The sequence below is a fragment of the uncultured Methanobrevibacter sp. genome, assembly GCF_947170395.1.
In the GTDB taxonomy this organism is placed as follows: domain Archaea; phylum Methanobacteriota; class Methanobacteria; order Methanobacteriales; family Methanobacteriaceae; genus Methanocatella.
The window spans coordinates 13473-32337 of sequence record NZ_CAMVTE010000027.1; the positions used below are offsets into that span (position 1 = coordinate 13473).

General features: G+C 34.2%; 14 protein-coding genes. 4 read left to right on the forward strand and 10 right to left on the reverse strand.

The features are described from left to right. Positions 1–25: 25 nt before the first annotated feature. Entirely contained in the window at positions 26–1222 is a 1197-nt protein-coding gene (locus Q0W04_RS07955; protein ID WP_298501773.1) for an RNA ligase family protein, read from the reverse strand. A 12-nt stretch (positions 1223–1234) separates the two neighbouring features. Then, a complete protein-coding gene (locus Q0W04_RS07960; protein WP_298501776.1) occupies positions 1235–2020 on the reverse strand; it encodes a DNA polymerase beta superfamily protein in 786 nt (261 codons plus the stop codon). A gap of 125 nt (positions 2021–2145) precedes the next feature. On the opposite strand from Q0W04_RS07960, the gene Q0W04_RS07965 reads away from it, so the two are divergent. Then, entirely contained in the window at positions 2146–2796 is a 651-nt protein-coding gene (locus Q0W04_RS07965) for a YitT family protein (RefSeq protein ID WP_298501779.1), read from the forward strand. Positions 2797–2820: 24 nt separating this feature from the next. On the opposite strand, the gene Q0W04_RS07970 is transcribed toward Q0W04_RS07965, so the two are convergent. From Q0W04_RS07970 to pyrH, 6 genes are all read right to left on the reverse strand, one after another. Further along, positions 2821–5613, reverse strand: a complete 2793-nt coding sequence (locus Q0W04_RS07970) for an Ig-like domain-containing protein (RefSeq protein WP_298501781.1) — start codon at positions 5611–5613, stop codon at positions 2821–2823. 291 nt (positions 5614–5904) lie between these two features. Then, complete coding sequence (locus Q0W04_RS07975) at positions 5905–6756, reverse strand: hypothetical protein (protein ID WP_298501784.1); 852 nt, start codon at positions 6754–6756, stop codon at positions 5905–5907. A gap of 1 nt (position 6757) precedes the next feature. Then, a complete protein-coding gene (locus tag Q0W04_RS07980; RefSeq protein WP_298501786.1) occupies positions 6758–7081 on the reverse strand; it encodes a YbjQ family protein in 324 nt (107 codons plus the stop codon). Between the two features lie 8 nt (positions 7082–7089). Then, the gene (locus Q0W04_RS07985; protein ID WP_298501789.1) at positions 7090–7281 is read right to left on the reverse strand and encodes a DUF2116 family Zn-ribbon domain-containing protein; all 192 of its coding nucleotides are present in this window, start codon (positions 7279–7281) and stop codon (positions 7090–7092) included. Positions 7282–7292: 11 nt separating this feature from the next. Next, positions 7293–8081: a TatD family hydrolase gene (locus tag Q0W04_RS07990; protein WP_298501791.1), complete on the reverse strand. Its 789-nt coding sequence runs from the start codon at positions 8079–8081 to the stop codon at positions 7293–7295. An 8-nt stretch (positions 8082–8089) separates the two neighbouring features. Continuing rightward, positions 8090–8767, reverse strand: a complete 678-nt coding sequence (gene pyrH / locus Q0W04_RS07995) for a UMP kinase (protein ID WP_298501794.1) — start codon at positions 8765–8767, stop codon at positions 8090–8092. 75 nt (positions 8768–8842) lie between these two features. Here pyrH and Q0W04_RS08000 point away from each other — a divergent pair, with 75 nt between their 5' ends. After that, positions 8843–9532: a nitroreductase family protein gene (locus tag Q0W04_RS08000; RefSeq protein WP_298501796.1), complete on the forward strand. Its 690-nt coding sequence runs from the start codon at positions 8843–8845 to the stop codon at positions 9530–9532. Positions 9533–9550: 18 nt separating this feature from the next. Here the strand turns inward: Q0W04_RS08000 and Q0W04_RS08005 are convergent, their stop codons facing one another. Then, complete coding sequence (locus Q0W04_RS08005; protein WP_298501798.1) at positions 9551–10234, reverse strand: MIP family channel protein; 684 nt, start codon at positions 10232–10234, stop codon at positions 9551–9553. A 37-nt stretch (positions 10235–10271) separates the two neighbouring features. Continuing rightward, a complete protein-coding gene (locus Q0W04_RS08010; RefSeq protein ID WP_298501801.1) occupies positions 10272–11405 on the reverse strand; it encodes an adhesin in 1134 nt (377 codons plus the stop codon). A 463-nt stretch (positions 11406–11868) separates the two neighbouring features. Between Q0W04_RS08010 and Q0W04_RS08015 the strand changes: the two genes are divergently transcribed. Together Q0W04_RS08015 and Q0W04_RS08020 are read left to right on the forward strand one after the other, a co-directional pair. Then, positions 11869–18240, forward strand: coding sequence for a hypothetical protein (locus Q0W04_RS08015; protein ID WP_298501802.1), 6372 nt, complete (start codon positions 11869–11871; stop codon positions 18238–18240). A 264-nt stretch (positions 18241–18504) separates the two neighbouring features. Then, a partial coding sequence (locus Q0W04_RS08020; RefSeq protein WP_298501805.1) for a hypothetical protein occupies positions 18505–18865 on the forward strand: 361 nt, incomplete at its 3' end.

Here is an 18865-nt window from a genome sequence, read left to right on the forward strand (position 1 = left end):
TGAGCAATATCTTGCTCAAAAACGTTTATTCATCTTTTTTTAGAAGGTATTTTCTTGAGATGTTTTTGAAACTGAAACTTGGGTCGTTTGTTTTGTAGTAAACCCAACCTTCACGGATGCGGTCAGTTTGACCTTCACATACGCTGGAATCGTAGTTTCCATCAGCGGTCTTTTTGAATTCTTCAAAATCATCAGGAAGAATATAGGTCATGCTTTCAATCGGCACACTTTCCATATCGTAAATGTCCCAGTATTTTTTAGCTTCCCTTATGTCAAATACGCCTTTTTCACTATCAATCATATGGAAACAGAACAAGTGATTTTCATGTAATCCCTGCGGATTTCCCTGAATTTTCGGTCCACAGATTTCACCCTGCCAGCAAACATATTTGCAGTCCTTGTTTTGCTTAAGGTAGTCCTCCAGATTTTCTTCAATTTCATATTTCTCGGCCATTTCCCAGTAGTAGTCATTTGAATCAACCAATGGGTCATCATCCTTTCTGAATATTCTCATATTTCTGGAGCACACATAAAATTCATATTCAGTTTTTATAAAACTTGATTTCACTTTTTCAAGGATATATGTTGCTGAAGAGCCGTCACATTTTTGTGTTCTGATAAATGGAGTTTTATCCTTCAGTATTTCAGGCATATTCTCGCAACGTTCCTGATCAGTTTTTGAAATGTAGTCAAATTTGGTTGGGAAACGCTTGCTGACATCCTTTGGAGTGCCGAATAGATAAAACATTAAATCTTTCCCCCAGGATCTCTTCATTAACCATTTTGCCCAAGAACTTTCAAATATTTCATTTGAAGCCTCTTCAATCTCGTTTGGACCATCACTTTTTCGCCTTTGATCATCAGGGTTTGAATATTTGATTTCAAGTAATTCAGTTACGTCAGTGCCTTCCTGTTTTGGAATTTCAACATCGAAGAAATCTACAGGCAGTGCAAGGCCCTGTGAAATAACATTGAATTTTCCAAGTTTCATTGTTTTAATTTTGAATTTTTTTGCTCGGAGAAATTCAGACCATTCCTTTTCCGGGACTTTTGAGTCGATTTCAATATATACACAATGGTCACCTTCCTTGAATTCTCCAATTTTAGCAATGCATGTCCATCCGAGAACTCCAATAAGTTCAATATTGTCTGCTCCCTCGATAGGTTTGATCCATGCTACTTTTTCAACATGTGCTAAGGAACGCTTTCCATCGATAATCATTTTTTCACCTTGTTATAATAATATTTCTCTTAATCTCTTGTTAAAAATTTCTATGTCTGGCAACTCTTCTATTTTTGGTTTGTCTGCTTTTAGGATTTCAAGGTAAGTTACAATGAAATGGGTAATATTTTCTATACCTCTTTCATCAGGTTTACTTTTCTCGCAGTTGCTTTTATAATAGCTTATCAACATCAGTATGTCTGCAAATAACCTTGTTCCCATGCGGTCGTCATCAATGAAGTATTTCATCAGTTCATCGATTTCGATTGGCGCATCATTGCCGTCATCCAGAACAATCCATGCAAGAATGCATCTGATTGCATAGAGATATGTCTTGGTTACCTTTTTTGTCATTTCGTTTTCCTTTCCGATGACGTTTCGCCTCCAATTGTTGTATGCAAGACTTCCATAATGATATTTTAAAGTTATTTTATTAAATTCCGGTAAGTTATTTAGGAAATCACAATCTCCGCGATAAACATTTTTTTGTTTTATCCATTCTCTTAAGTTTGGATTGCTTTTCCAATGCAGATGAAGGACTTTTGTAATATCCCAACCAACAAAATCCAGCTCTCCATCAAAGTAATCTATAGTGTCCTTTTTGGAGTTGATTGTCAAATAATCTTTTAGGGGTCTTTTAAAGATAAATCTCACGTCATAATCCGATTCATCATTGTTGAACCCCCATCCACGACTTCCCGCTTCGATGCAATAGAGGATTTCAACTCCATATTCCTTTTCGATTTTATCCAGCTGTTGATTGATGTAGTCGAACATTTCTGCTGTAACGTTTTCCATTCAATCACCTTTTTCTTTTTGTTTTAACTTTATTTTAATTACATATAAATTACTTAAAGCATTTTATTTGGTTAAGGTTTCATTAAGTTTATATTTGGGTTTGGAGTTATTAATTATATTGAATTATGAATGTCAAAAATATTGTTTCTTATTTTATAGGTCTATTTGTAATGACTTTGGGGATAGCATTTTCAATTAAATCGAATATGGGCATATCTCCTGTAAGTACGATTCCATATACCATGACTGTTATCTGGGGTGTTGAAATAGGTCTTGCAACCATTATTTTTCACTGTATTTTAGTTTTGATTCAATTCATTCTTTTAAGGGACAAATTCGGATGGGAAAATTTTGCACAGGTTTTTGTTGGAATAATTTTCGGTTATTTTACCAGTTTTTCTGTCTATCTGCTCTCCTTTATCCCAGAATCTGGAAACATCATAATTTCATTAATCTATTTGCTAATCAGTGTGGTTGTTATTGCATTCGGAATATTTTTGTATTTGCCTGCGAATCTGATTCCTCTTGCGGGAGAAGGGGCGATGCAGGCAGTTTCCATTGTATTTGATAAGCCATTTCCTAAGGTAAAGGTTGGATTTGATATTACTATGGTAGTCATTTCGGCTGTTACATGTTTGATATTGATACATTCTTTTGGAAGTGTGGGTTTGGGCACTATAATATCTGCTGTTTTGGTAGGTACGACATTGAAATATATAGTTAAAATTCATACATCATTAACAGGAAATGAAGTTGATTTAAAAAACGAGGGATAATAAAAAAAGAAAAAAAGAGGTTAATTAGAATGCAATACTTGGGAAATAACCTTTGAGCTGATAGTTATTATTATTATTCCAATTAACGACCTTTCCAAATGAATTTCTTGTACTTGTTGGATCTGCTACAATCCAAGTGTCGCCGATTAATACTTGAGTCCAAACGTGACCGTATGTACTTCCGCTTGAGAATACGCATGTTCCGTGAACATATCTTGCCGGAAGATTAGCTGTTCTATACATAGCAATCAATAAATGGGATTGATCAACACAATTACCTGTTTTTGCATTTAAAGTGCCGACAGCTCCATATTTTGTGTTATAATAGAAACTGTAAGATACTGAATCACGTACATAATTGTAAATTGCTGTTGCTTTTGCAGTATCGCTTGTTAAACCAGAAGTAAGTGAATTGACTAATGATTTAATTGCAGCGTTACCCACTTGACAATTAGTGGAAGCGGCTAAGTAAGGTTTCAAGTCAGTTATTGTGTTCTTTGAGTTTAAAGAAGAACTGGAACTGGATGAACCATAGGTTTTAATGGTTACGTAGTTAGGCATAATTGAATAGTCTCCATAAAATGCAACTACACGAGCAATGGCATAAACCAAACCGTTATATCCGATAGTTCCAACTTTTGAACTCACTGAATCGGGCATTGTTCCTTTTGAATTTGCAGTGTTTACAATACTTTTTGCAACTGAAAGATAATCATATAAATTACCTAAATTGGTTGCTGCCTGTGGGCTGGTAGGATTATTTACATTTTTAACATCTATGTCTGTTTTTTTATTACCATCCAAGTTGATGATGGCTTGGGATGCTAAGTATACAAATACTGCAGTTGAATAGGTTGTTCCGCCTATTGAAACTGTGGCAGGCAATTCTCCATTAGCTTCAATGAATTTTTTCACGTTTTGAGATGCTGTAATAACATCTTTCAGTGAAACTTTATCTGCAACACTAATTTTTGAGGTGCCTGATGCTGATCCATCAGTATATGTTACTGTGTAAGTTCCTTTTGCCAATCCTGAGACAGGAAGTTTTGCAATACCGCTTGCATCTGTCTGTACAGATTGAGTTTTGCTATTCAATGTAAATTTAACAGTTTTACTCACAACAGGCTTATTTTGACCATCAATTAATTTAACTGAAAATTCACCGGATGTACCTACAGGAATAGCCATATCGCTAGCTACAAATCGTGTACCATTAACCAGCACATATTTGGTTATTTTTGGTGATTTTGTATAGGTTGTTTCCACTGTTTGAGCAGAAATTTGATAATATCCAATGTTTTCGGTTATTGGTAATTTGGCATTACCATTTGCATCTGTAGTGACCTGGGATGTTTTTCCATTAATTGTAAACTGAACAACACCATTTTTATGATTGCCTCCGGTTTTGTTTTTTACATTCACTACAAAAGAGGAGCCATCATTATATTTCATTACCAAATCATTTGCTGTTAATGTCAATGTTTGTTTTGAAATGGTAATTGTATTGGATTGGGTGTTATAGTCACTTAATCCTTCAGTTGAATATGAATACTTGACGGTATATGTGCCAGGTTTCAAGTTTCCTACAGATAATTCAGCCACTCCATTACTGTTTGTAGTGGAAGTGGTTGTTTGTTTATTTAAAGTAAACTTGATGTCCTTATTGGTTAAAGGTTTTCCTGAAGAGTCAGTTGCTTTTACAGAAAATTTAGATCCGTCCCTAAATTCCATTTTTAAAGGGCTTGACTTTAATGTGGTGGTTGAATCTGTAACATACAGTTTCTTTGATCCTGAAACGGAGTTGTATCTGCTGTCTCCACTGTATTGATAACTTAATGTGTAAGTACCTTTCGAAAGAGCGGGAATAGTAATTGTTGCTTTCCCGTTCGCATCAGTTGAAGCGGTTACTTGATTTGAGTTGTATCTGAATGTGATTTTAGCATTTTTAATTGCATTTCCTTGTCCAGATTTTAATGTAATGGAATAAGAATACTTTGTTTTAGGAAGTATGTATGTATTTTTTGCTCCTGTAATTTTTGAACTGTCTTTATTAACTGTTATTGTGTTTGAAGTTGTTTCCTTTGAATATGGATTATATAACTTGATAGTATATTTTCCTGGGTTAAGGTTTGTAGCTAATTTGCCAACACCTTGGGAATCTGTTTTAACGGTATATGTTTTCCCGTTAAGGGTGAATTTGACATTTGTATTTGCCAGTCTAGCGTTGTCTTTCCAAAATGTTGCCTCATAGTATTTTTCAACTCCATATGTTTTCACCAAGTCGATTCTTCCAGAAATTGATGACCACACCTTTGCCGCACCGGAATATGATGACTTTTCATAATTGTCATCTCCTTTAAATGTGGCAGTTGCAGTATAGCTTCCCTTTTTCAGGGAGTTGACTGTAACATATGCGGCACCATTGCTTTTTGTGGTGGCACTATAGGTTTTACTATTAATTTTAAAACTAATGGTTTTGTTTTCCAATAGATTGCCGTTGCTGTCTGTTAAAACAATTTTAAAAACAGTGTGGGATTGTGAATAACGGGCAGGACTTACGGATATTTTTGTGCTGTCTTTTGACGTATTGCCTGCAGAAATTTGCACATCGTCTTTGTTCGCAGCACTGTTTAAAATGTTTTCATCCGAAACGGAATCTCCTAAAGGGGATTCTTCAATCATATTTGATGATAACTGATTTACATTTAAATTAGAGTTATCTGTACTTGTTGCATTATTCAATTCTGATGCACTGATGGTTCCTATCAATAAGAAAAACATTAGAACAACAGAAAGCAATAATGCAGTTTTTTTCATCGAAATATTTACACCTTCTTTGTTCTCATTATGAGAATTTTCTTAGAAATATGTAATAATAATATTAATATTTCATAATGAGTGGATAATTATATGTTTAAATCTTTATATAAATGTTTTTACAACTTTAATGCAAGAAAAAAGATTTTTTAATAGATTTTTTATTAATTTTTTTATAAAATTAACCGTTTTAATGTTGTTGATTTAATCTGTAAAGAAATAGGTTTTTTCAATTCAAGGTTAAAATTGCCCTCTTTTTGTATTTTCGATGGGGCTAAAAGTTTGTTTAGATTATTCCAAGTAAATGCCCATGCCCATTGTACTGATTCTATAACTGTCTCCACCCAGTCCGATAAGACCGTATTCGATTTCCAAATCCATAATGCCATTTCCACCTGATGATTTGATGGTTTCAGCTAATTTTATTAGGCAGTCATCTTTTGCTTCTTTAAGAAGGTACAGTGTTGTATCTTCAACCTTTTTCTGGTCTGCATGAACTAACCGTTTGTCCTTCTCAAGTATGACGGTTGCATGGAATTGGCCCAAATTGGTTATAGGTTTGTCTGTAACATCAGTGCTTGTAATAAAAAAGAAATCCAAATCGTTTATTCGTTTATTGCTTTCATTTTCATCGAAAATTTTCACGGTTTCAATTACCACTTCGTATGGTTCTTTGATAATGTGTTTATAATAAATGTATTCGAATTTAACGTAAATATATGTTGTAACTCTTTTGAAAATTCCTAAAAAGTAAGAAACGATTCCCAATCCTCCAACCAATAAAATATAATTAACTAATGTTGGAAATGCGGCTTGTAGGATAATCGCTATCGAACCGAATGTAATGATATTTACGCCCAATGTTGGATTTTTCAAAATAAAACTGTAAAATGTCGTATCTATGAAAAGGATATATGCGCTTATTGCACCTATATCTGATCCGATGATTTTATTTGCCAGATATGTCTCAGCATATCCTGCAATTAGTGGGGCAAATATCAATCCCAAGTTCCAACCGAAAATGGCAATGTGAAGGCGTAAAAAAATTCCATATACTCCAAGACCAATAGCGGTACCGAAAGCGATACATATTAGCGCTTCTTTAATATATGTAATTTTTACTTCTCTTTCTCTAAAATTCATATTATTCATATTTGACTGCGGTACCGTATGCTGTTACAAGAATAGTATTCCCCATGGTTCCGCCAAGATTGTCGTAGGAAATTTTAAGGCCGATTATTGCGTTGGCACCAAGATTTTCAGCTTTTTCTTCCATAATTTTTAGAGCAGCATTTCTTGCTTTTTCAAGTTCCACTTCATACTGGGAAGTTCTCCCAACCACAACATCACGAACACCAGAAAAAAAATCTTTATAAATGTTTGAACCGATTAATGACTCTCCAGTCACTAATCCTTTGTAATCTATTATTTCTCTGGATTCCAATGTGTTTGCTGAGGTTAAAATCATTTTTATCACTATTTCATAAATGTCATGATTGCCCAAACGATTAAAAATATTGCGATAACTATGTATAGAATTAATCTGGACCTTTTGGTTTGATTTAATCTTGCATCCCAGACTTTTTGACAATCCGGTGAGCAGACAAGTTCGTTTAAAGGTATTGGTGTTCCACATATCGGACAATGTTTGTGAGGTTCTACTGCCATTTTTTCATCTCCTATATTTTAAAAAATTCTTTAGTATTTTTGTTAACTTGAATTGCGAGTTCTTCCGCATCCATTCCCATGCACATTGCAATTGTATTGAGGATGTGAGGTAAATATTTAGGTTCATTTCTATTCTTTTTCGGTTTTTTATCAAAATTTTTAGGTATTAAGAATGGAGCATCTGTTTCAATCATGAGTTTTTCTGGTGGAATCACACTTACAGCTTCCTGCAAATCCCTTCCACGTTTCATATCACAAATCCATCCGGTAACTCCAATATAACATCCTAAATCAATATAATTTTGAGCTTCCTGTTTTGTTCCGGTAAAGCAATGGACAACTGATTTTTCAACAATGCTGTCATGTCGTTTCAATATGTCATATAAGTCTTTATGCGCTTCCCGTTCATGTAAAAATAGTGGCATATCTAATTTTTCAGCTATTTCAACTTGAGCTTCAAACCATTTTCTCTGCAAATCCTGCGGTGAAAAATTCCTGTTGTAGTCAAGACCGCATTCTCCAATAGCTACGACACAATCGTTTTTTGATATCTTTTCTATTTCAAAAGGAGTGTGTCCGTTACATGTTTTTGCATCGTGAGGATGCACTCCTGCTGTCGAATATAATGTTCCGGGATATTTGGAAGCATATTCACTGGCTAGCTGGCTTGAATGTACATTGGTTCCAGTAATGATAAATTGGTTTACTCCAGCCTTTTTCGCTTCTTCTATTATTTCCACTCTGTCTTTTCTAAAGGAGGAATGCATTAAATTCAAACCAATGTCTATTAGATTTTCCACTTTTCCACCTATTCATTTATGACTCTGGTTCCTATGGTTTCTCCGTTGACTGCCTTAATTAAATTTTCAGGTTCAAAACCGTTAGTGATGACGGTTTCCAAATTGGATCTTTTAATCATCTGGACTGCGGTTGTGTCAAAGAATTCATAGGTTCCTGCTTTCACGTCTTTGCCGCTTAAAAAGTCAAGTAAATCTGTAGCGGTAATTTCAGGTACAAGTTCCGCATCATCAAATTTATTTGGATCTTTAGTATACATTCCATCTACGGAAGTAAGGTTGATAAGTTTGTCTGCATTGATGTATTCTGCTAAAATGGCTGATACTGCATCGGTACTGTGTGCAGGTTCGGTACCTCCCATAACAATAATTTTTCCGCTTGCTGAGAATTCCAAAGCTTCCTGGAAGTTATGTGGTACTCTTTGATATGCTGCATCACCAAGTGCAGATAACAATAATTTTGCATTTATTCTTGTAACTTCGATTCCAATATCGTCACACTGTGCTTCTCCGGCACCTAAATCACGAACCACTCCAATGTAGTCTCTTGCAGGTTTTCCACCGCCTACAACCACGAACAGTTCATGTTCTTTAGACAAGTCTTTTAAAATAGCGCTGTACTGTTGGAATTTTGTACAGTCGTACTCCTTTAATAAAATTGATCCTCCAATTGCAACAACAATTTTCATATATTCACCTTATATAAATTTATTAATTATATGTTATTTAAATTTTAATTTAGGTAATTAGTTTGGTGATTTAATTTGGATTTGGAAAATCAAATTTATATAAGAAAGTCCTGTAGGAATTACACTGATGAGGAAATAGATATGAGCCAAATCAAGGAGTTCATATCAAATGCAAAACCATTAAATGAGAGTATTGAATATTATTATGAAATATTCACTAAAGAAGAGGTCAATATACGTACTCGCTGGAGTGCACCATATTATCTGGCTTTATATTCCCAAAAGAAAGATAATTATCTTGAAAATATCGGATTTGTTTTCCAGCAGGTTTCACTTTACATGCAAAGCATTGGAATTGGAAACTGTTGGGTCGGTTTGGGTTCGATTAAAGGTAAAAATCCGGATTTTGTCATTTTGATGGCTTTTGGAAAATCAGAAAAAATGACTCGTGACCTTTCAGACTTTAAAAGAAAAAAGCTGTCTGAAATATGTGATTTTGATGATGAAAGGTTAAAGCCTGCTCAATTGGCGCCTTCAGCTATTAACTCTCAGCCATGGCATTTCAGACATGCTGAAGATGGTTTTGATGTATTTCAGGTAAAACAAAATATCCTGAAAAGACAGGTGCTTAAAAAATGGAATCCTATTGATGTTGGGATTGCTTTGGCTCATTTGTATGTTTCTAACAAAGATACTTTTGAGTTTAAAATAAAAAATGTTGATGATATTAAGGGTTATAAATACATTGGAAGTATTAAAATTTAAAAAAATAAGTTTAGAGGATTATGCATCCTCTGTTATTAGTCCTTTGTGTAATAAACCTGCAATTACTGCACCTATTATTGGAGCCAATATGAATACCCATACCTGTTGTAAGGCCTGACCGCCAAGGAACAGTGCCGGTGCTAAACTTCTGGCAGGGTTGACTGAAGTACCGGTCAATGGAATTCCCATAATGTGTACAAATGCAAGTGTTAAACCAATTACAATACCTGCAACAGCTCCGTTTTCTGCTTTTTTTGTAACTCCAAGGACAGTAAATACAAATACAAAAGTTAAAATAATTTCTACAATAATTGCTCCTACAACATTAAGTCCAACGCTTGAAGCGGAGCCAAATCCATTTTGACCTAATCCTGTTGCAGCGTATCCTCCAAGAAGTGGTGCTGAGTTAATAATAACTGCAAGAATTGCAATACCGATAATTGCACCAATACATTGGAATACAATATATAAGATTAAGTCTTTTGCTTCCATTCTTCCATCAATCCACATGCCGATTGAAACGGCAGGGTTGATGTGACATCCTGAAATGTCTCCTATTACGTAAGCCATAGCAACAATAGATAAACCGAATGCCAATGCGATTCCAAGAGTACCTAAAAAAGAACCTGCTATGGCTGCACTTCCACAACCAAATAGAACAAGTACCATTGTTCCTATTAATTCTGCGATATATCTTTTCATAAATTTTCCCTCACAATAATTTCGTTTGTTATATTATTTAAAATCTCCTTATTTTCTTATATCCCAGATATGCAAGGAATAATACAAATAAAATTAAAATGAATGGGAATATGTGGAGTAATATTGAATCGTTCACTTTATCAAATTTGTATTCATGATCAAAGCCCATGTGTTTCGCATCAGTATGGTTTTGTGTTATTTTCGCAAAGTTGTACTGTAAGTCATAATAACTTATGTGGGCTCCTTGATATTCGATTGAGTCTGGAGCTCGTCCATTTTCATCCATATAATTTTTGACGATTCCTGCCATGTTAATATAGTCATAGATGGAATAAGTATCTTTTACTAAAAATGAAATTCCCATAGGATGCTCCGGACCGTCATATGATTTAGGTATGTCAAGACCGTTTCCGTTTAGGTAGGAACTTGTTTGATACAACAGTTGTCCTGCAGTATAGTTTCCGTAAGTTCCGTTCATTTCGGTATCATTGCTTGAAAGTAGTTCTTTACTGGCATCGGCCATAACTTTTGGAGATATTGTGTTTGTAACTACTAAATTATCGCTGAATGTTTTTGTATCGTTTCCATGACCATTGACAATGTCAACAATTTCTTGTGCAATCTGTTTGTTCATATCTTCATCGTATCTGTCAATATAACCGTTTTTACCGTTGTCAGGGAATTCTTTTATAGGTTCAATATAATAGATTCCGGAGTTTTTAAGGAATGTTCCCGGGTCATGCATTCCCATGAAACTTTCATTGGAATAATTGTCGTCCCATGCTCTTCTAAGGTAGTTACTATGGTTATCCAAATCATAGTCGCCGGTATTTATCAAAATTATCTGTTTATTGCTGTTCGCTGAAGTTTGACCTAATTGCAAGTAGTTTCCAGCATCTGCCGCTGCTAAACATATGCTTATGTCACTTGTTACCTGTATTGCACGATAACCTTCTCCTGGAGATGGGGCTTGGTTATCAACAATTACTTGGAGTTCTCCACCACTAATCTCTTCTATATAATTTTTAATAGAATTTAACATTTTAACGTCATTATCCTGGTCTATAATATTGTCTGAAGTTAAAAAAACAGTCTTTGATGCACTGACATCGGTGACTAACGGAGCAACAATTAATATAGCCAGCATTAGTATTGCAATTTGTTTTTTCATATCTCTTTACCTTAACTTTTGATTAATATATAGATATCAATTTTATTACTAAAATATTTTTTTAATATCATCATATTAAATTTCCTTTCAAATCGTATATTTTTTCATTTTAAAGATTTTGCTATTGTTTAAAGCAAATATTTAAATATATTGAAGTTTAATAAAATTTTTGAGGATTTAAAAAGATTATCTTTTATTTTAAATAAATTTCATCGGTTTTTATAAAAATTTAATTCTGTGTGTTAAATTGTAATAATCTGATGATTTGTGTCAAAATATTAAATTAAAATATTTTGTGTTAGGTGGCCGATAAAGGTTATTCTATCAAATTTCAGTTATGCTCAAATTTAATGCGAAAATAATTAATATTTTTGAAATCTGAGTTAAAATAAAAAGTTTAATTGCTGATTAATAGTTTTGCTAATTAATGGTTTTATCATCGTCCTCAAAAAGGTGATTTAAAATGTTTAAAAATAGTAAAAAAATACTTATTGGCAAACACTTTTTAATTCCGCTGCTGTTTGTAATATTGATATTCACTTCATTTGGAGTAAGTATTGATGATGCATTTGCCGCTGATTTGAATCAGAGCGCAGATGGAATTGAAAGTGGACTAAATATTGAAGATAAACTGGGAAATTCTCAAGAAAATATAGTTAGTATGAGTTTGGATGAAAGTAATTCGTTGGGTGTCGGTCAAAATAATGAACTTTTAGGTAAAACATGGAACAATCTGTCAAGTGGAGGTACCTTTTCGGATATTCGTCGAATTGTTGGTCATGCCGATGATGGGGATATAATTAATTTAAGGGGTACTTTTGTGGCTCAAAACAACTATGATCAGATATGGATTAATAAAAGAGTAACTATCACATCGGATTCTGGTGCGACTTTGGATGCAAAGGGCCTGTGCCATATATTTGTTTTAAATACTACTGCGGCAGGTTCGACAATTAAACATTTAACATTCCAAAATGGAAATCGTAACGGTGTAGGTAGTGCAATACACATTAAAACGAATAACATTACGATATATAACTGTACTTTTGAAGGAAATACGGCTATAGATGGGGGAGCGATTTATACTTCCTATGATCCGCTCACAGCTAAAAATTTGGTGGTTAGATACTGCAGGTTTATTAAAAACCATGCACTTAAAAGTGCCGGAGCATTGGCGGCATTCGGTAATAATACCTTGCTTGAAAATTGTGTATTTGACTCTAACGGAGCATACAATCTGGATGGGAAGTATGTTCCATTTGGAGGTGCGATTCAATTGGGACTGGATGAATACGTTGTAAAATGTACTGTAAACAATTGCAGATTCTACAATAATTTTGTCAATGCAACAAATTCAGGTGCACATGGAGGTGCAGGATGTCTTCGTGATGGTATTGAATACAAAAGATGTATTTTCATCAATAACTCTGCCGGTCAAGGTGGGGCTTTAACATTCCACTCTTCAGGATTGGTTAAAGATTGTACATTTACAAACAATTCCGCTAAATATTTTGGTGGTGCAATATCAACCGGATATTACTTATATGCAGAAATGGACTTTCGTGCAGAAAACTGTAATTTTGAAAACAATACTGCACCAATTGGTGGTGCCATACAGGTCAATGGTTATCATGTAAACATTAATGACTGTAATTTCAATAACAATACAGTTTCACAAACCGGAGGAGCAATTCATTGTAATGCTGAAAATGTAAATATCACCCGTTCCAACTTTAACGGCAATGTTGCCAATGTGGATGGGGGCGCTGTATTTCTCAATGGTAAAAATACATTTATCAAAGACTCTTCATTCATATCCAATGAAGCTATTCCTGATGTAAAAAAGCTTGATGATGGATTGGGTGGAGCAATTTATATTAACAGTACTCAAGCTAGAGTTGAAAACAGTGAATTTTATTATAATACTGCAAGAAACGGCAGTGCAATTTATTATGATAAAAAAGGAACCAATTTGAAATTGGAGAATAATGTTTTATTTGAAAATCAGGCATGGGTTTATGCTTTGCCGATTTATGCAAACGACATTTATTATGGTCAAACCGAACAGATTGGATCAGTCATTCATGGTGGTAACAATATTGGAAAATATGGTGATTTGTCTGTTTCAAATGCAATATATAATGCTGCAGATAACCTCTACATAAAAATTGACGGTGAAAATCCTGTTTTGGGAGCTACAACCAGCGGACATTTGTATCAGGATGACCGTGAATACAATATGGAAATATTGTTGACTGTAGTTCATGAAGATGGAACAGTTGTATACAATAGAACATTGAACTCAGATTGTTTTGGTGAAGTAAAAGACAGTTTGAACAATCTGAAAGTTGGAGAATACTTTGTAACTGCAAAACACTTTGAGGATACTTATTATAAGGCAATAACCAATACAACAACCTTTAAAGTTTCACCTCAAGTCGATAACCTTGTTAGAAAATCCTCCAGTTTTGAAGAAATAAACTATGGGGATATTGTGGTCTGGACTTTAAACATTGTCAATAACGGTCCGAATAATGCAACAAGAGTTGTTGTAAGTGACATATTGCCTGAAGGTTTAACATATCTGGATGATGATACTGGCGGAAAATATGACAACAAAACTGGTATTTTGACATTCGACTTTTTGGAAATCGGAAAACCGGTCGTGGTCAATATCAGAACTCTTGTTGAAAAAACCGGAACAATAACCAACAATGTTAATGTTACAGCACATGAACACGACTATAATATGACTAATAATTATGACCATTCAAGCATCAATGTCAAAAAGGCATGTGATTTGGCCGTTAAAAAATCAGTTAATGCGTCTGTAGTGAATCTTGGCGATTTGGTGAAATGGACTGTAACTGTTTCCAATAATGGTCCGGATGATGCTACTGGTGTTGTCGTTAGGGATTTGCTTCCGAAATCATTGATTTTGGTTAACTCTCCAAGCAATTATAATAAAAATACCGGTGAATGGAATATTGGAAATTTAAATAAAAACGCTGTTGTTAGTTTGGATCTTATCTGTAGGGTTAATGCTACAGGTATTATAGAAAACAATGTTTCTGTTTCAGGCCAGCAATATGACTATGATATGACCAATAATGATGATAGTGAAATTGTTATGGTGAACAGTGCTTGTGATTTGGCTATTGTTAAATTGGTTACACCTAAGGTGGTCAATTATACTGATGTTGTCACTTGGACTTTGATTGTGTCCAATAATGGTCCTGATGATGCTACTGGTGTTGAAATTTATGATGTCCTGCCGAATGGTTTTGTTTATTTGAATTCTACTAAAACCTATAATGACAACAAGATTGTCATTGGTGATTTGAAAGCTGGTGATGGTGTAAGCGTTGATATTGTCTGTTGGGCTAATATTACTGGCACTTTTGTTAATGTTGCCAGTGTTAAAGGTGAGGAATTTGACCAAAATCCAAATAATAACAGGGCAAATGCTTCAATTGTGGTTAAACCTGCTGCAGATTTGGCAGTTGAAAAATCAGTTAATGTGTCTGTTGTTAATCTTGGTGATTTGGTGAAATGGACTGTAACTGTTTCCAATAATGGTCCGGATGATGCTACTGGTGTTGTTGTTAGGGATTTGCTTCCGAAATCATTGATTTTGGTTAATTCTCCAAACAATTATAATAAGAATACAGGTGAGTGGAATATTGGAAATTTAAATAAGAATTCTGTTGTTAGTTTGGATCTTATCTGTAGGGTTAACGCTACAGGTGTCAGTGAAAATGAAGTTTCAGTTTCCGGAAACGAACATGACTACAATCTATCCAACAATTATGACTCAGCAGTGATTGATGTAAATCCTGCCAGTGATTTGGCTATTGTTAAATTGGTTAGTCCTAAGGTGGTCAATTATACTGATGTTGTTACTTGGACTTTGATTGTGTCCAATAATGGTCCTGATGATGCTAGTGGTGTTGAGATTTATGATGTTCTTCCGAATGGTTTTGTTTATTTGAATTCTACAAAATCCTATAATGACAACAAGATTGTCATTGGTGATTTGAAAGCCGGTGATAGTGTAAGCGTTGATATTGTCTGTTGGGCAAATGTTACAGGAACATTTGTAAATGTTGCCAGTGTAAAAGGTAATGAATTTGACCAAAATGAAAAAAATAACAAAGCGAATGCTTCAATTGTGGTTAAACCTGCTGCAGATTTGTCTGTTGTAAAAGAAGTTAATAACACAAATCCGAATTTCAACGATTTGGTTAAATGGACAATTACAGTATCCAATAATGGTCCTAATGATGCTACTGGAGTAGTTGTTAGGGATTTACTTCCAAAATCATTGGTTCTTGTTAAATCAGTAGATGGCTATGATGAAAAGTCAGGCAGATTGAACATTGGAACCTTAAGTAAAAACGCAAGCATAAGCTTTGATATTGTCTGTAGGGTTAATGCAACAGGAGTCAGTGAAAATGATGTTTCTGTTTCAGCAAATGAACACGATCATAATCCGTCAAACAACCATGACTCTGCTGTAATTGACGTAAGTCCTGCCAGTGATTTGGCTATTGTTAAATTGGTTAGTCATAAGGTGGTCAATTATACTGATGTTGTTACTTGGACTTTGATTGTGTCCAATAATGGTCCTGATGTAGCCACTGGCGTTGAGATTTATGATGTATTGCCAAACGGTTTTGTCTATATGAACTCCACAAAGCAATATAAGAACAATAAAATCTTCATTGGCAATTTGGGTGTTGGTGAAAGCGTAAGTGTTGATATTGTCTGTTGGGCAAACATTACCGGCACATTTGTTAATGTTGCCAGTGTTAATGGAAGCCAATATGACCACAATCCGGCTAACAATAAAGCCAATGTTTCAATTGTGGTTAAACCTGCCGCTGATTTGGCTGTTGTAAAATCAGTCAATAATACTAAACCTAATTTCAACGATTTGGTGAAATGGACAATTACAGTTTCCAATAATGGTCCTGATGATGCTACTGGTGTAGTCGTTAAAGATTTGCTTCCTAATTCATTAGTATGGACAAATGACAATGGTTTGGGAAAATATAATCATTTCTCTGGAATTTGGGAAATCGGTGAAATAATAAAAGGAGGAACCAAAACCTTGGAAATCATTGCAAGAGTCAATGGTACAGGATTATTCACAAATGTTGTTACAGTCACTGGAAACGAATTTGACCATAACAAATCCAATAACAGGGATGATAAAACAATCAATGTTTCAAAATCAGCTGATTTGTCAGTTATTAAATTGGCAAATGAGTCTGTTGTGAATTATCACCAGATCGTAAAATGGACTGTAATAGCTTCCAATAACGGACCTGATAATGCTACTGGTGTTGTAGTTGATGAAATATTGCCAAATGGATTAATTTTATTAAATCATACGGCCAGTAAAGGAATTTATGATAATGGAATGTGGTCAGTATGCTGTCTGCAAAAAGGTGAAAGCCAAACATTGGAATTAATCTGTTATGTTAACAGAACTGGTGATTTAACCAACTTTGTAAGAATTGGTGGTGCGGAATATGATTATGACAAGTCCAACAATGAAGCTGAAAGTTCAATTTTTGTTCCTCGGTCTTCTGATTTGGAAATAATCAAAAACGTAAACAACTCCAATCCTAATTATGGCGATGTTGTTGAATGGTCCATTGTGGTTATTAATAACGGTCCTGATGCTACAGATGATATAATCGTTATTGACGTATTGCCGCAAGGCTTGGAATTAATTGACTATACCGCCAGTTCCGGCCAGTATGTTGATGAGATGTGGTTTATTGACCACTTGGCAACCGGCGGCAGCGAATCCCTGTTAATTCGCTGTACCGTAAAAACATTGGAAGATGTTGAAAATGTTGCTGAAGTTGTTCCTTCACAATATGACTGGAACATGTCAAACAACAAGGATGAAGAGGCCATATCTGCTAATCCGATAGCTGATTTGGCTATTGAAAAATTAGTAAATGTTTCACAGGCAAATTACTTGGATTTGGTTAAATGGACATTGATTGTTCATAATAACGGTCCAAATGATGCTACAGGAGTTACTGTTAGCGATGTAATACCTAACGGTCTTGCAATTGTTAGTGTCTCTGGTGATGGTGAATATGAAAATTCCATATGGGATATTGGTGATTTGGCAAACGGTGAATCCAAAATATTGGATATTGTATGCAAAATTCAGGCTACAGGCAACTTTACCAATGTTGCTAATGTTTGGGCAGTGGAAACTGACCCTGATTTAAGCAATAATGAAGATGAAAAAGATCTTCTGGTTAATCCTGCAAGCGACATTTCAATTACAAAAACAGTTTCAAAATACAGGTATTCTGTAGGGGATGTGGTTTCATATTCCATAAAACTGACAAACATGGGACCAGACCGAGCAGAAAATGTTGAAGTCAAAGAAGTAATGGATGATTCTTTAAAACTAAAGTCATTTAAGCTTTCTAAAGGAAATTTCAATAAACTGAATGACATTTGGTCTGTGGATGCATTGGATGTTGGTGAATCAGCATTCCTAAAAATTAATGCCCTGGCCGATAAGGCAGGTTCTGCATTAAACAGTGTTTCTGCCACAAGCAACAATTATGATCCGGATTTAACAAACAATGATGATGAAGTTACAGTTAATGTAACTGAAAATTCTAAAGAAGAGGATATTCCAGATGAAAATGATATTGTTCGTGATGAGCTTATAAGGGAATATTCTAAAAGTATTCTTGAAAAGAACAAATCTGGTAATCCATTGATGGTAATTGCACTTATAATTGTGTTTTCAGTGGGCATATTCTGTGGTAGGGATATTTTCAAAAGAAGATAAATTTTAAGTAGCTTTCATGCTACTTATTTTTATTTTTTAAAACGATTTTTCAAAATTTTCTAAGTATCAGAATTATTAATTTTCCCCATCATTATTTTAATACTTGGGTTAATAAATGACCGAATAAGCGTTCGTTTTTCTAATTTAAGCAAATACCTTTATATAGAACTTCAGATAAATTTATAATTAGATATTGGTGAATTCATGATTTTTTTTAAATTTCAAATCATGAATCAATATTCTTAATTAATTAAACGAGGTGTAATTATGTCTGAAGAAATGATTGAAGAAACTTCTGAAGAGTTCATCGATGAAGATGAAGAAAAATTACCTTTCGCTAAAGCAGAAGTTGTACGTTTAATGAAAGAAAATCTTGATGATGACAAAATGATTAGGGAAAGAGTAAAAGTAGAAATGAATAAATTCTTAGGAGACGTTTTAAAAAATGTCTGTAAGCAATTAAATGATTATCCATACACTACTATTGAATATGAAATGCTTAAAGAATCTACTTACCCATACACTAATATTGAAAGAATTAATCAAGAAAAAGAAAGAATTTTATTACACTTAGAAGCTATTAAAGCAGATTGTAATGCATTAGCTATGGATGTTCAAAAAACTT